This window comes from Bacillus sp. D7-8, from assembly GCF_052055895.1.
In the GTDB taxonomy this organism is placed as follows: Bacteria; Bacillota; Bacilli; order Bacillales; family Bacillaceae; genus Bacillus; species Bacillus velezensis.
Genome location: NZ_CP179922.1, coordinates 3,283,170 through 3,297,133, shown reverse-complemented (window position 1 = coordinate 3,297,133; position 13,964 = coordinate 3,283,170). Strand labels below are relative to the sequence as shown.

16 protein-coding genes, 1 tRNA gene and 2 pseudogenes are annotated in these 13,964 nt (G+C 43.4%); 11 read left to right on the top strand and 8 right to left on the bottom strand.

All coding sequences use genetic code 11. The features are described 5' to 3' along the window. Nucleotides 1–4: 4 nt before the first annotated feature. A complete protein-coding gene (locus tag ACKTRM_RS16240) occupies nucleotides 5–979 on the bottom strand; it encodes a LacI family DNA-binding transcriptional regulator (protein WP_012118527.1) in 975 nt (324 codons plus the stop codon). A 390-nt stretch (nucleotides 980–1,369) separates the two neighbouring features. Here ACKTRM_RS16240 and ACKTRM_RS16235 point away from each other — a divergent pair, with 390 nt between their 5' ends. The 3 genes from ACKTRM_RS16235 (at nucleotide 1,370) to ACKTRM_RS16225 (ending at nucleotide 4,368) form a co-directional block, all read left to right on the top strand. Further along, on the top strand, nucleotides 1,370–2,602 hold the full coding sequence (locus ACKTRM_RS16235; protein WP_012118526.1) for an MFS transporter: 1,233 nt from the start codon (nucleotides 1,370–1,372) through the stop codon (nucleotides 2,600–2,602). Between the two features lie 14 nt (nucleotides 2,603–2,616). Then, nucleotides 2,617–4,086, top strand: a complete 1,470-nt coding sequence (locus tag ACKTRM_RS16230) for a glycoside hydrolase family 32 protein (protein ID WP_012118525.1) — start codon at nucleotides 2,617–2,619, stop codon at nucleotides 4,084–4,086. Between the two features lie 206 nt (nucleotides 4,087–4,292). Next, a tRNA-Arg gene (locus ACKTRM_RS16225) sits at nucleotides 4,293–4,368 on the top strand. 59 nt (nucleotides 4,369–4,427) lie between these two features. On the opposite strand, the gene ACKTRM_RS16220 is transcribed toward ACKTRM_RS16225, so the two are convergent. Together ACKTRM_RS16220 and ACKTRM_RS16215 are read right to left on the bottom strand one after the other, a co-directional pair. Further along, entirely contained in the window at nucleotides 4,428–4,739 is a 312-nt protein-coding gene (locus ACKTRM_RS16220; RefSeq protein WP_012118524.1) for a hypothetical protein, read from the bottom strand. 16 nt (nucleotides 4,740–4,755) lie between these two features. After that, the gene (locus tag ACKTRM_RS16215) at nucleotides 4,756–6,183 is read right to left on the bottom strand and encodes a lipase (RefSeq protein ID WP_012118523.1); all 1,428 of its coding nucleotides are present in this window, start codon (nucleotides 6,181–6,183) and stop codon (nucleotides 4,756–4,758) included. Nucleotides 6,184–6,234: 51 nt separating this feature from the next. Here ACKTRM_RS16215 and ACKTRM_RS16210 point away from each other — a divergent pair, with 51 nt between their 5' ends. Beyond that, on the top strand, nucleotides 6,235–6,549 hold the full coding sequence (locus ACKTRM_RS16210) for a DUF1433 domain-containing protein (protein ID WP_012118522.1): 315 nt from the start codon (nucleotides 6,235–6,237) through the stop codon (nucleotides 6,547–6,549). A 181-nt stretch (nucleotides 6,550–6,730) separates the two neighbouring features. On the opposite strand, the pseudogene ACKTRM_RS16205 reads toward ACKTRM_RS16210, so the two are convergent. Together ACKTRM_RS16205 and ACKTRM_RS16200 are read right to left on the bottom strand one after the other, a co-directional pair. Next, nucleotides 6,731–6,841, bottom strand: a pseudogene (locus tag ACKTRM_RS16205) (sporulation transcription factor Spo0A); the annotation flags it as partial. A 97-nt stretch (nucleotides 6,842–6,938) separates the two neighbouring features. Beyond that, nucleotides 6,939–7,344 (bottom strand): annotated as a pseudogene (locus ACKTRM_RS16200) (lipase); the annotation flags it as partial. A gap of 55 nt (nucleotides 7,345–7,399) precedes the next feature. Here ACKTRM_RS16200 and ACKTRM_RS16195 point away from each other — a divergent pair. The 4 genes from ACKTRM_RS16195 to ACKTRM_RS16180 all read left to right on the top strand — a co-directional run bounded on the left by ACKTRM_RS16195 (nucleotide 7,400) and on the right by ACKTRM_RS16180 (nucleotide 9,051). Then, complete coding sequence (locus tag ACKTRM_RS16195) at nucleotides 7,400–7,714, top strand: DUF1433 domain-containing protein (protein ID WP_012118520.1); 315 nt, start codon at nucleotides 7,400–7,402, stop codon at nucleotides 7,712–7,714. A gap of 132 nt (nucleotides 7,715–7,846) precedes the next feature. Continuing rightward, entirely contained in the window at nucleotides 7,847–8,131 is a 285-nt protein-coding gene (locus ACKTRM_RS16190) for a DUF1433 domain-containing protein (RefSeq protein WP_049753437.1), read from the top strand. 251 nt (nucleotides 8,132–8,382) lie between these two features. Beyond that, on the top strand, nucleotides 8,383–8,541 hold the full coding sequence (locus ACKTRM_RS16185; RefSeq protein ID WP_007407401.1) for a DUF3237 family protein: 159 nt from the start codon (nucleotides 8,383–8,385) through the stop codon (nucleotides 8,539–8,541). A gap of 21 nt (nucleotides 8,542–8,562) precedes the next feature. Then, complete coding sequence (locus tag ACKTRM_RS16180; protein ID WP_007407400.1) at nucleotides 8,563–9,051, top strand: phenolic acid decarboxylase; 489 nt, start codon at nucleotides 8,563–8,565, stop codon at nucleotides 9,049–9,051. 41 nt (nucleotides 9,052–9,092) lie between these two features. Here the strand turns inward: ACKTRM_RS16180 and ACKTRM_RS16175 are convergent, their stop codons facing one another. After that, complete coding sequence (locus ACKTRM_RS16175) at nucleotides 9,093–9,611, bottom strand: GNAT family N-acetyltransferase (protein ID WP_007407399.1); 519 nt, start codon at nucleotides 9,609–9,611, stop codon at nucleotides 9,093–9,095. A gap of 133 nt (nucleotides 9,612–9,744) precedes the next feature. Here ACKTRM_RS16175 and ACKTRM_RS16170 point away from each other — a divergent pair, with 133 nt between their 5' ends. Continuing rightward, a complete protein-coding gene (locus ACKTRM_RS16170; protein ID WP_012118517.1) occupies nucleotides 9,745–10,374 on the top strand; it encodes a YczE/YyaS/YitT family protein in 630 nt (209 codons plus the stop codon). Between the two features lie 80 nt (nucleotides 10,375–10,454). Continuing rightward, nucleotides 10,455–10,985 carry a dihydrofolate reductase family protein gene (locus ACKTRM_RS16165; protein WP_012118516.1) on the top strand — a complete coding sequence of 177 codons (531 nt, stop codon included), beginning with the start codon at nucleotides 10,455–10,457 and terminating at the stop codon, nucleotides 10,983–10,985. A gap of 38 nt (nucleotides 10,986–11,023) precedes the next feature. Here the strand turns inward: ACKTRM_RS16165 and ACKTRM_RS16160 are convergent, their stop codons facing one another. Both ACKTRM_RS16160 and slrR read right to left on the bottom strand, forming a co-directional pair. Then, the gene (locus tag ACKTRM_RS16160; protein WP_012118515.1) at nucleotides 11,024–12,472 is read right to left on the bottom strand and encodes a carboxylesterase/lipase family protein; all 1,449 of its coding nucleotides are present in this window, start codon (nucleotides 12,470–12,472) and stop codon (nucleotides 11,024–11,026) included. Between the two features lie 80 nt (nucleotides 12,473–12,552). Continuing rightward, nucleotides 12,553–13,008 (bottom strand): HTH-type transcriptional regulator SlrR, encoded by a 456-nt coding sequence (gene slrR / locus ACKTRM_RS16155; protein ID WP_007407395.1) that lies wholly within the window; start codon nucleotides 13,006–13,008, stop codon nucleotides 12,553–12,555. 244 nt (nucleotides 13,009–13,252) lie between these two features. On the opposite strand from slrR, the gene ACKTRM_RS16150 reads away from it, so the two are divergent. Continuing rightward, nucleotides 13,253–13,960: a YveK family protein gene (locus ACKTRM_RS16150; RefSeq protein ID WP_012118514.1), complete on the top strand. Its 708-nt coding sequence runs from the start codon at nucleotides 13,253–13,255 to the stop codon at nucleotides 13,958–13,960. The last annotated feature ends 4 nt before the right edge of the window (nucleotides 13,961–13,964 follow it).

The following is a 13,964-nucleotide window of genomic DNA, read 5'->3' as shown; positions in this document are numbered from 1 at the left end:
CTGACTACGTTGTCCGCCCTTCCAAAAGCCGTACCGGCAAATATGTTTCCAGCGGCAAATCATCAAATTCGCCTTCAATTTCTTTTGCTAAAATCTCGATGGCTGTTTTGGAAATCAATTCAATCGGCTGCTGGATGGTTGCCAAGTCCGGCAGAACCGATTGAACGGTTTCAGTGCCGTCATAACCGATCACTTTTAATTGATTCGGGATGTCTATTCCCCGTTTTTTGGCCTCGGTCATCACTGCAGCCGCCATGATATCATCGCTGGCAAAAATTCCGTCGGTGTCAGGCTGTTCATCGAATAATGTTGAAATAATGTCATGGTAATGCTGATAAAAGGGTACTTCATATGTAATAGGCTTCCGTCCGTGTTCATGCATAACGTCTTCGTATGCTTTTCTTCTGAGGTTTGCCGGTGTTTCGAGTTCAATCGGGCCGTTGATATGGACGATGTGCCGGCACCCTTTTTCAATCAGCAGTTCTGCCGCCTTTTTTCCGCCGTCATAGTTGTCTGAGCCGACGACGGGAATCGTGTCCGATAAGTAATGATCAATGGCGACAATCGGCAGATTTTGCTTGTGATAATTGAGAATTCCCCGGTTGTAAGTCACGGCGATCACGCCGTCCACTTGGTTTCTTATCAGCATCTCCAAATATTTTTCTTCCTTATCCTTTCGATGTAAACTGTTGCAAAGCAGCAGTTTGTAGCCCATGGACGTACAAATGCTTTCAATATGAAAGGCGAGTTCGCCGAAAAACGGATTGCTGGAGTTTGGGATGATAAGCCCTATTAAATTGGTTCGTTTTCGGAATAAAGAGCGGGCCAGATCGTTTGGAAAGTAATTGATTTCTTCCATCGCCTTGTACACTTTTTCTTTTGTTTTTTCGCTGATATAGCCGCGGTTATTTAATACCCGCGAAACGGTTGTAGATGAAACTCCCGCTATTTTCGCAACATCATGAATGTTAGGCTTCATTCCCGTGCCCTCCTGCTTACTGAAATGGCTTACAATTTCCGTCACGCACTTATTTTAGAGAATCAGGCTGACATGTGCAAGGACATTCCATGTTTCTGTTTTCATATAAAGAAGGTGCGTTTTGTTTGATTAAAATAATCAGAAAATTGTATGTCAACCGATTGACATATGGAACCGGTTGACATACAATTCTTTTTGAAAGCGCTTTATTCGCAGAGTGAAGGGAAGTGACGGGTATGGAGAGATGGCTGGCGGCAATAAAGTGAAAGAATCGAGCAACAATGTAAAGTAAGCGCTTACTCAGAGATCGCATGTATGTGATGAAAATGAAGAAGGAAGTATGCGGCTCTAAAACGGCTATTAAAAGGTCCTATTAAAGGAGCGGTGCAAATGAAAAGCTCAAAAAGTCTGTATTGGAAACTGAGTGCTTATTTCTTCTTTTTCTTTTTTACTTGGTCTTCCAGCTATTCTTTATTTGCGATTTGGTTAGGGCAGGAAATCAATTTAAACGGATCAGCGACAGGCATTATCTTTTCTGTAAACGCTGTATTTGCTCTCTGCATGCAGCCTCTTTACGGTTTTATCTCTGACAAATTGGGGCTGAAGAAAAAGATATTATTTATGATCAGCTGTCTTCTCATATTCACGGGTCCGTTTTATATCTTCGTCTATGGGCCGCTTTTACAATACAACGTCTTTCTTGGCGCCGTTGTCGGAGGCTTATATTTGGGAGCCGCTTTTTTGGCGGGGATAGGCGCGATTGAAACGTACATTGAAAAGGTCAGCCGTAAGTATGATTTCGAGTATGGAAAATCAAGAATGTGGGGCTCGCTGGGCTGGGCGGCGGCTGCATTTTTTGCAGGGCAGCTTTTCAATATCAATCCCAATATCAACTTCTGGATCGCGTCTGTTTCAGCCGTCATATTAACGGCCATTATCATGTCTGTGAAAATAGAAATGACCGATCATGAGAAAAACAGAGCGGATTCGGTCCGGTTAAAAGATGTGGGGCGGCTCTTTTTACTAAGAGATTTCTGGTTTTTTATGCTGTACATTATCGGGGTGACTTGCATTTACGGCGTATATGATCAGCAGTTCCCGATCTACTATGCGTCTTTGTTTCCTTCAGTGTCGATGGGTAACCAAGTATTCGGCTATCTTAATTCATTCCAGGTGTTTTTGGAGGCTGGCATGATGTTTCTTGCGCCTTTTATCGTCAATAAGTTCGGGGCGAAAAACAGTTTGATTTTAGCGGGGTTTTTAATGGCTTTCCGCATCGTCGGGTCCGGAATTGCAGTTGAACCTGTAGGCATTTCATCAATGAAACTCATCCACGCACTGGAATTGCCGATTATGCTGATCGCCGTTTTTAAATATTTGGCTGCCAATTTTGATACGCGTCTGTCGTCCGTCCTTTATCTCGTCGGTTTTCAATTCGCATCTCAGGCAGGCGCGTCGATTCTGTCGCCGCTTGCGGGAGGATTATATGACAGTGCGGGGTTCCGTCAAACCTATCTCATCATGGGAATCGTCGTCTTCGGTTTTACCGTCATCTCCATATTTACTTTATTGGGCCCGAAACAAAACAGCAGGCGTGTCCAGCGTCTGCAAAAAATCGGATAGAGAGGATGTTACAAATGGATAGAATTCAGCAGGCGGAAGAAGCTTTGAAGGAAGCCGAGGGTAAAGTGAAACAAAGATATCGATTGGGGTACCATATTATGCCCCGGGCGAATTGGATCAATGATCCGAACGGGCTTATTCAGTTTAAAGGAGAATACCACGTCTTTTTTCAGCATCATCCGTATGATGAGCATTGGGGGCCGATGCATTGGGGACATGTAAAAAGTAAAGATCTCATTCATTGGGAGCACCTGCCGGTTGCCTTAGCTCCGGGGGATGCATTCGACCAAAGCGGCTGTTTTTCGGGAAGCGCGGTCGATGATCATGGAAGATTGGCCCTCATCTATACAGGACATAATATAATTGATCAAGAGAAAGACCTATTCTATCAAACTCAAAATATCGCTGTCAGCCAAGATGGAACGGTGTTTGAAAAGCTTCAGGAAAACCCCGTTATTGCGGAACCGCCGGAAGACAGCGCCCGTCATTTCCGCGATCCGAAAGTATGGAAGCATCGCGATGTTTGGTATATGGTCATCGGCAACTCTTCAAAAGAAAACGTCGGACGGGTCGTTTTATACCGTTCACCTGATTTGCGTGATTGGGAATACGCGGGGGTTCTCGCCCAAAGTGACGGTAATCTCGGCTATATGTGGGAATGTCCTGATTTCTTTGAATTAGGCGGCAAGCATGTCCTGCTGATTTCGCCCCAGGGGATCGAGGCGGACGGTGATTCCTATCAAAATTTACATCAAACCGGTTATTTAATCGGTGACTATCATGATGAAACAAACAAATTTACACACGGTGCTTTTAAAGAACTGGATCACGGCCATGACTTTTACGCCGTGCAAACATTATTAGATGATAAAGGACGCAGAATTGCCATCGGCTGGATGGATATGTGGGAATCTGAGATGCCGACAAAAGCGGACGGATGGTGCGGTGCATTGACTTTGCCGCGAGAACTGACTTTGCGTGATGATCATAAACTTTTGATGAATCCCGTGGAAGAAACCAAGCAGCTGCGGAAAATGGAATACCGGGAATGTGCCGGACGATCGCTTTCAGGGAGTTACTTGGCAAAGACGTCCGAAGACCTGCTTGAAGTCCGGGCCGTGTTTGATGTGAACGATTCTGATGCCGAAACGGCAGGTTTTAAGATTCGCGGCCTTGATGAAGAAGAACTTGTGCTGACATACAATCTAACGGATAAAAAGCTGACGCTTGATTGCACCAAGATGGGGAAAGCGAAAGACGGTGTAAGAAGGGTGCAGACGGAAGCAAACGGCAAGCTGGCGCTGCGTATCTTTATTGACAGATCCTCGATTGAAGTATTCGCCAATCATGGAGAAACAACGATGACAAGCCGTATCTATCCGAATGAAGGCAGATTGGGGATTGAGCTGTTTTCTGAGAAAGGCGCCGTAAAGGTTGAGGAATTCACCTATTGGACGTTAAAGGACATTTGGAAAAGAAGCTGAAACGTGTTTTTTCTGAAGTGACTGGAAATGTACCGATCCGGGGGCAGTCCGCCTGAAATGGGTTTTTTGTGAAAATCAATGTCGGTAAACGATGCAGGATTATGCTGCATGAGGACGCTGCATAATCCTGTTGTGCATTATCAAAAAAGAGTTGCTTTCTGCGCGTTTCTTTATTATAATATAAAGGTATCTGATTGAAAAAACGTGCGCTCGTAGCTCAGTTGGATAGAGCGGTGGTTTCCGGTACCACGTCTGTCGGGGGTTCGAATCCCTCCGAGCGCGTCTCAGTTAAGACGATAGAAAAAAACTCGCAGATGATACATCTGCGAGGTTTTTTTATTTTATCTTGTTTTGAAACTGTTAACGAATGTGTCTCTGTTATGTTCGGTTCCGGCAATCAGCCGCGCACTTTCACTGATCCGCTGCGCGAGAGCTTTTTGCGCCTTGCCTTCAAAGCTGTTCAATAGTGCTGAATACACTTCATATAATTCATCTTTCAACGTATCCATTTCGAATGTCGGTTTCAGCGTTCGGCGCACTGTCTCCAGTTTTGTCCCCGCTGCCTGCGTCATCCCTGTTTTCAGCATCTGCCGCTGCAGCCTTTTCTTCATCGGGTCGTCCTTGTGTTCTAAAAGTTCGTCTAATGTCGGCATTATGTATCCACCTCTATCATCTTAACCAGTTTGCGAGCATCTGGTCTTTTTTCTGAAATTCGTCTGCTATTTTATGTAAGAATCCGCCGATCTCTTCTAGGTCCGTGATCGCCGCCTGCAAAGAATCAATAAACGCCTGCTCAGCCTTAGTGTCATAAAAAATCGGGCCTTTCTCGTAGGATTGCGCAATATCTTCAATGGTATTGGTCACGTCCTGTGCTTGAAGCTGATCAAACAAGCCGTGTCCGACTTGACCGTAAAATTCTGTTTTCAGCTCGGCGATTTTTTCATCGTGCTCCTGATAGGCGTTCTGCGCTTCTTTTTTCATCGTCCGCAAATCCTCAGTCATAGCCTGCACCTTTTCAGCCAGCTTCTTTGCGTTTGTCGGCGTTACTTTTATCGCGTCTCCGCTTCCGATCGCACCGGCCGGCAGAAGAGCGCCGAGGTTTTTGTCAAAGACTAATTCATCTCCGTTCGGATTTGCGATAGTTCCGTTTCTGTCGAACACGAAATTTGCTTCGTTTAAGCCGTGTGTATCCGGATTTCTCAGAATGACGGTAGTGAAGAAATAAGCGAGATTCTTGCTGATCTGCTCGTTTAAGTTCCCATCAAGCCGCTGCTTCCGGCTGAACTGTGAGAGCGAGGGGTTTTTCGTGTAAATTGTGGTCCCGTTGTGGCGGTCGTATTCGTTCCAATAACCCGCCCCGACCATGTCGTCCGGATTGATAATTGACCGGATGTAAGGATTGTAAATGCCGCTGTTGATGTCTTTCTGTGTTTCCTCATCGTGCAGTTTCACGACGGAAGGACTGTTAAACGCGACGGCATACACATCATTATTCACCGCGCTGTATTCGGCCTCAGCGCCGCCGAGTGAATGGCCGGTTGTTGAAATAATCGTTGACGTTCCGGCATACTTTTTCTTTACGCTGCGTACCAGCTGATCGGCTTGATCGATTTGCGATGTTTTCGTTATCAGCTTATACTTTCCGGTTGTGAGCATGGCGTCTTGAGAGGGCGTTCCATTGTATTTTCCGAGTGTTTTCGAGGTATCCTCCGCGTCTTTTTTTACAATATAATACACTTCTTTTTTCGGGTTATTTCCGAAAACAATATTGCCGCCGTCCGCTTTTACGCCGTCATTGATCGGGTCTTTTCCGATATCGGTTCCCGCAAAGGCGACGACCACGTTTTCAGGGTTTTTTGATTTTACCCATTTTCCGTTTTTGGACTTGATGCCTTTTGAGAATACAAAGGCATCAAGACCCGTATCAGAATCCTGCTTCACTTTCTCAACGTACCAATATGACGTCTTACTTATTTTATAAGGAGTTTTATATTTCATATGCAGGGCTAACATTTTATAATTGTAAGCTGCTTGACTCAAACGGTAATATTCTTTATCTGTGACATTAGAGACGGTTATTTCTTTTCCTTTTGGCATATATACATCACCTTTCTTATATTGTAAAATAGTTCCGAAAGGATGATACGCATGAGAAAATACATTATTATCCTAATTGTTATAATTATAGCAGTGGGAGGTTTTTTCGTGAAGCGTCAATATGATAAACATAAAAACGAAGAAAAACTTGTGATTGAGGCGCAAGAGCACATGAAGAATTACTTAAAAAAAGACTATAAAAATGTACAGGAAGTTCATTTTTCAAAAGACTACAATATCGATCCGACAGGCGGAGTTGAAGTTTCAGGCTACATAAATAATAATAAAGAAAAAGAATTTTCCGGTATATATGATCCGACGAACAAGGAGATAGGTATTTCAGTGGTCAATGCCGAAGAAAGGTAAAATACCCACCTCAGGGATGAGTGGGTATTTATTTTGTTTAATTATCTTACAAAATTCGTGATATGTTTCTCATACAGTTCAAACCTATTCCTGAGACCAATCGCCTCTACCGTCTCATTTGTCGAGGTATCCCTGATATTAACGGTACAAATATCATGACAACTCAACGATAGGAAAAACGTCAGATCAGCATTTCACTCGCTTTAAGTTCCAATCTTAACTTGTCAGCAACAATCGCGATGAATTCTGAATTGGTTAGCTTTGCTTTTGACATGCTGAAAGTATATTCATATCAAGTTTTCAGTAGTTGTGTTCACTTAATCCATGAGGGGAAGTCAAAGAAGCACTGCAATATTAAGCTATCAAACATTTATGATGAACCAAATCCTATTGTAGGTTCCGACCGTTCGAGGTATCCTCCGCATCTTCTTTTACAAAATAATATACTTCTTTTCTCGGATCATTTCCGAAAACAATATTCTCGCCGTCATTGATCGGGTCTTTTCCGATATCGGTTCCCGCAAAGGCGACGACCACGTTTTCGGGGTTTTTTGATTTTGTCCATTTTCCGTTATTCTTCACTGCTTGTACTAATACAACCGCATCAAGTCCTGTATTATCGTCTGATTTTATTTGATCGACGTACCAGTAAGTAGGTTTTGAAATGGAAGAATTAATACGTATATAATCGTTCTTCTCTAATTTCCTTTTAAGATAGTCATAGTTATAAGCACGGTGACTCATCCTGTAATATGTTTCATCTGTCAGGCTTGAAGTCCAATTTTTCTTGCTCAAGATATATAGCGCCTTTCTTGTCATGTAAAATAGGGTAAGGAAAGGATGATTTTTTTTGAAAAAATACCTTATTATTGTACTAGTGTTAATTATAACTGTTGGAGGGCTGATTATGAAGCATCAATATGATGTCAAAAAGGAAGAAAATGCTCTTTTCGAAAAAGCCAAAAGTAAAATGACCGAATACTTGCGTAGCGAGTACAAGGGTATAGATAAAATTTCTTATGATGATTATTTTATTGATCCAACCGGCGGAATTACAGTTGAGGGGTATCTAAACGGTGATAAAACTAAAGAATTTGACGGCTTATATGATCCTGTAGGTGACAAAATAGGGAGCTCCTCTGTGGATGCGGAAGAAAAATCTTAAGATGCCTAAATGCACCGGATGTCACCACCATTTTTCTAGTCCGCGAGCTTCATCATAACTGATGGGACGGATGTTTCTGTGAAAAAATATATTATTATCTTCATTATCTTAATAGCAGCCGGAGGTTTTATAATGAAGAGTATGCATGATAAAAATGTTCAGGCTGAAGAGATAAAGATTGCTCAGGAACGAATGGAGAAATTTATCAAAGCGAACTACGACGGAATACATAACGTTACATTTAAAGATAAATACGAAACAGATCCAATGGGCGGGATAGAGGTATTTGGCTATTACAACGATGATACATCGAATAAATTCGATGGTATTTATGATAAGGCCAATGACAAGATCATGGGGCACTCAATAGACGCTGTAAGTAAGAAAGAATGCAGAGATAAAGATTGTGATTACTAAGAAGACGCTCGTCTGGCGTTTTTTGATAGGAGCATACACTAAACGAAAAAGACAAGGGGTCGGCATTTGCCGCCCTTGTCTTTTTTCATTGAACATTGGAAAACATAATCAGAAACAGCTCATTATTTGACAGTCCATTTTAACAGCGTTACAATTAAACGTGTAAATAGTTACATGTTTAAATGAACATAATACCTCGGGAGGTGATACGTCTTGAATGAACCTTCTTTAAAAAAGTCATTTATGAGTCAGTGAACCGCATCATTGATCCCGAGCACGTGTATTTCCGCACTGTGCCTGTGTTTGAAACAAGCAGCGAGGCATATCAGCATCTGCAGGACCGGCTGTTTATCGGGGCTGCGGTCCGATTGCCGGATGACATTCGGTTAGATATTTATGAAGTTCAATAATAATATGGAGAGTGAGTCAACATGGAAAACTTTATCGGAAGCCATATGATTTACACGTATGAAAACGGCTGGGAGTATGAAATCTATATTAAAAATGATCATACCATCGACTATCGGATTCATAGCGGAATGGTGGGCGGCCGCTGGGTGCGCGATCAGGAAGTGAATATCGTCAAACTGACAGAAGGCGTATACAAAGTGTCATGGACTGAACCGACAGGCACAGATGTTTCCTTAAACTTTATGCCGAATGAAAAACGGATGCACGGAATTATTTTCTTCCCGAAATGGGTGCATGAGCATCCGGAAATCACGGTGTGCTACCAAAATGATTACATTGACGTGATGAAAGAGTCACGTGAGAAATATGAAACGTACCCGAAATATGTCGTTCCCGAGTTTGCGGATATTACGTATCTCAACAATGCGGGAATCAATAACGAAGCACTGATTTCAGAAGCGCCGTACGAAGGAATGACCGATGATATCCGTGCGGGAAAATTAAAATAAGAGAAAAAACCCGGCAGCTTGGCCGGGTTTTTTGTATCCTTTTACGACAGGGTTTTGGTCATGATAAAGTCGACTTGTTTATCATCCCCCATATAAAAAGAGTGTTCTCCGGTTTGGACAAACCCCATTTTTTGATAAAAGGCGATTGCATTTTCGTTTTTTTCCCATACGCCCAGCCAGATTTTCTTTTTATTGTGTGCTGTTGCGATTTTCACAGCTTCATTCAGCAGATATTTGCCAAGCCCGTGTTTCTGGTGGTTTTTTCTTATATAAATTCGCTCAATCTCAAGAGAATCTTCACCCATTTTTTCTGATTGTGCTTCGTTCATGTTGACTTTTACATACCCCGCAAGGTCATCATGATAATAAACAAAATAGAATTGAGAAGACAGATTGGATAATTCCTTTTTCAGCTGTTCAGAGCGGAATGCATTTTCCAAATAAGCTTTCATATTTTCTGGTGAATTTTGATCCTTAAATGTATCATTGAATGTTTCAATGCTTATCTCCCGGAGCTCTGTTATATCGTTAAGGCTGCACTTTTTTAATTGAATACTCATGGTCATACAGCTCCTTTCTTCATTTATCATATCAGCTGATTTTTTGTTGTATTTGCAATGAAAATACCGTATAGTAAACATACCGTAATTTTGTTGTATTTGCAACATAAAATAAGAAAATGAGGACGATAAAGTGAAATATGTTTTTTATGTTTTAGGAATCATGATCTTGACCTTTGGTATTTCTGTCACGATTCAATCAGACCTTGGAACGTCGCCTTTTGATGCGCTTATTGTGGGATTATCCGTCCATGCAGGGCTTACCGTGGGAAGCTGGGAAATCATCATCGCTTTCCTGTTAATTTGCTGTAATTCAATGTTAAAAAGGCAAAGGCCGGAATTTTCAGGGATGATGACGGCGTTTATAACGGGAATCGGGATTGATATGTGGCTTTTTTTTCTGCATCGAGTCATAACGCCTGAACTATGGTACGGAAAAGCGGGCTGTTTTGCAATCGGTTTAGTTGTGATAGGGATAGGAACCGCAACCTATCTGCACACAAATTTCGCCCCGATCCCGGTTGATCGGTTAACGCTAATTGTCCGCGATTTAACCGGGAGAAGCATCTTTTTTTCAAGAACGGTCATTTACTTCATATTTTTCATACTGGCCGTGATGCTAAAAGGTCCGGTAGGCATCGGAACGTTATTAACCGTTTGTTTAGGAGGGGTCATTCTCCATTTCTTTATGCCGATTACCGGAAGATGGATAGACGGCATATTAACAGCATCTCCAAAGCAGGAAGAAACGAAAACCCGGTAACGGGGGTTTTTACCCGATTCTATCATTTTTTCATTTCATCCGTATGTTCAAGGTATAATAAAAAAGGGGGAGGGATTTTTATGAGCGGTCAAAGAAAACTCGTTTTTTACGGAGCTGTCAGCGCAGATGGCTATCTTGCGCGGGAAAATCATTCTTTAGATTGGTTAATCGGAACTGAAGGTGAAGACGGCACCGATTATGAAGCTTTCTATGAATCTGTCGATACGATCATCATGGGCAGAAAAACATACGAGGACATATTGGTTTTATTGCCTGAGGAATTTCCGTACAAAGGTAAAGAATGCTATGTGTTTTCGCGGACATTGACCGGGCGTACTGAACATGTGCGGTTTATTCATGAAGAGCCTGCCGATTTTATAAAAGCATTGAAACGCCGAGAAGGCAAGCGGATTTGGATTGTCGGCGGGAGTGATCTGCTGCACCCGGTTTTGGAGGAAAAACTTGTCGATGAGTTTATCATTCAGATCGCCCCCGTTCTGCTCGGCCGCGGAATTTCTTTGTTCAAACCCGGAGACCGGGAGACAGGGCTGAAGCTGACTGATGTCAGGCGCTATAAGCAATTTGCGGAGTTGCATTATGAAGTGAGATGAAAACGAAACGCCAAGGGAGCCGGCTCCCTTGGCGTTTTTTATGCTTGAAACAGGATGCGGCGTTTTGCTGAATCGGGATCACTTTCGACAGCGGTATCCGTGTTGAAAAGCAAAGTTTCGCGTGAATCGGTATCATATTCAGGCCAATTGAAGTGAGAGGTGTTCGGGTTTCCGGTTTTTGCAAAAGCGAGCCATGCGGATTGGATTTGTTTGGAAAGCTGTTCTGCGTCATCACCGAGCGGTTCTTGCAGCGTCTTTCTCAAAGAATCAAAGTTTCCGAACACAAACGGCAATTCCAGAGCGTGAACGGCTTTATGAAACGGCGGTGTTTCGCCATGCCAATCAAAGCGGTACATCCAGACCGGTGCGTGCTGCGACTGTCCTTGTGCGAAAGCGACAGCCGGCCGCCAGAAAATCAGATCCGTCATCATATCGATTTGTCCCTTTAATGAATGCGGATATAAATCTGCTGCTTGCTCGGTGCAGTTCTCTCCGAGGTAATAATGCAAATAATCTTGCTGCTTTTTCTCGGAATGAATGTCTGTATCAGGGGTGAAAAACAAATATGCTTCATCACGATTGGTTCCGATGATCATAGGTATGCCTTCTGCGGCCCCGTCTGCTATGGCTTTCACCGGTTCTGCAGGCAATGTGGCCGGATCGATGGCGGGCTGAAACAAAAGCTGAAAAATGTTTTGATCTAGTGAGCGCCGCACTTTATCCGCAGTCTTAAGCAAGTCATTAACGGAAAGCTCCTGCAATTGATCAGTGCCGGCTTCATGAATAAATGCCGCCGCGATGTCTTTTGCCATGTCCGCCGGGATCGTATGAGAGGCGCCGCTTTCTAAAATGGCTTTATGAAACAGGCCTTTTGCGTCAGGCATTGCCATAAGGGCGGCGATGCTCATGCCGCCTGCCGATTCACCAAATATCGTGACGTTATCCGGGTCTCCTCCGAATTCGGAGATATTGTCCTTCACCCAGCGCAGCGCGGCAATCTGATCGAGCAGCCCGATATTGGCGGAATACGTGTCATGAATAGAAGATAAATGTAAAAAGCCGAATGGTCCGAGCCTGTAATTGAGTGTCACTACAATGACATCTCCGTCAGCGGCAAGGGCAGATCCGTCGTAAAGCGGTTCGCTTCCGGCACCTAAATAAAATGCTCCGCCGTGTATCCATACCATGACAGGCTTTTTTTCGCCCTCTGAATCGGGGGCGAAAACATTGAGGTAAAGGCAATCTTCAGATTGAGGCGGTACATCTCCGGAAAACGATATAGACAGCATATCATCCGGCTGCGGACAAACCGGTCCGAACGAATCGGCATGTTTTACGCCGTCCCAAGGTGCGGGCGGCTCCGGCGCTTTAAATCTGAGCTCTCCGACGGGCGGCTTCGCGTACGGTATGCCCTTCCATGTGCGGGCACCGCGGCCGGCAGTTCCTTTCAGTGCGCCGCAGCGGGTTTGAACGGTAAGTTTTGTCATGATTTCATCCCCTTTTTTCTTTTCATTATAAACAGAGATGAAGACATGAAGCGAATAAAAGCCTTTTCATCAGCATATCATCAGTAACGCTTCCGTTCTAAAAATGATCTGACTTCCTGAACGGACAAGCCGAGTTCTTTGGCTTCCTGCATCAGAGCTTTCCATTCCTCAATGTTGGATTCAGTCAGTTTTCTGTTGCGGTAGGGTGCGGGCTCCGGGCGTTTTTCAGTCAGTTTGTTCGTAAAGGTGAACAGTTCTTCTTTCGGCATGCCCGACTGCACGGCCTGCACAAGGTGGATGCGCCACTCATCTTCCGTGTCTCCCATGTGATGCAGCATCGTTTCGGCATCAAAAAGCTCCGTCAGATCGACCTGCAGGGTGGCAGATACCTTTTTCAGAAATTGGATGGATGGATTTGAGTGAACCCCCCGTTCTATCTTGCTTAAATAAGATTTAGAGACACCTGCTTCAACTGCTAGCTGATTAATAGAGTAGCCTTTTCTTCTGCGGTATAAACGAATTATTCTTCCAATCATTGTGCTGAATTCTCCCCTGTATACTGGCGTTTTTTTGTTCATTATAAGAAATTTTTCGTTCTTTATAAAATTTAAAATTATAAGGTAAGTGCAGTAAATAAGAGGAAAATCATGATAATGTTCTTTAAAAAGAACTAAATGGCTTAATTTGAAATTTTCAAATTTCGACCTTTTCTTTTATAATCCAATCATTAACAGAAGGGGGCGTTTAAGCCTGATGCAATAAGGATGAGGCTGTAATTACATGAATGAGAATATGAGTTTTAAAGAATTATTTGACATTATTAAACACAGATTTTTACTGATTTTTATCATGACAGCAGTTGTAACGCTGGTGACGGGATACATCCAATTCCGGGTGATTTCGCCCGTTTATCAGGCATCAACCCAAGTGCTCATTCATGAAACAAGCGGTGAAAAAAATTCGAATCTCAGCGACGTTCAGCTGAATCTTCATTACAACAATACGTTTCAAACGATAATGAAAAGCCCGGTAGTGCTTGAGAAAGTGAAGCAGACGCTGCATCTTTCTGAGACGGCATCCGCTTTAAAAGCAAAGATCACGACAAGCAGCGAAACCGATTCAGAGATCATAACCATAGCGGTGCAGGACGAAAATCCGAAACAGGCCGCCGCTATAGCGAACACGCTGATGAAGACATTTAAAAAAGAAGTCCGTGACAGGATGAATATAAAAGGCGTCATTGTTTTGTCTGAGGCAAAAGCATCGGAAAGCCCGATGGTCAAGCCTTCGCGCATCAGGAATATCATGATGGCGTTCGGTGCGGCTCTCATGGCGGGTGTGACGCTTGCGTTTTTTCTCCATTTTCTTGATGAAACCGTTAAAAGCGAGCGGCAGCTCAGCGAAAAAACAGACTTGCCTGTTTTAGGGGTTGTGTATGACATCAAAAATCAGCAGACACGGTCTGATGAAAAACATTTCGGGGAGTGAGGCG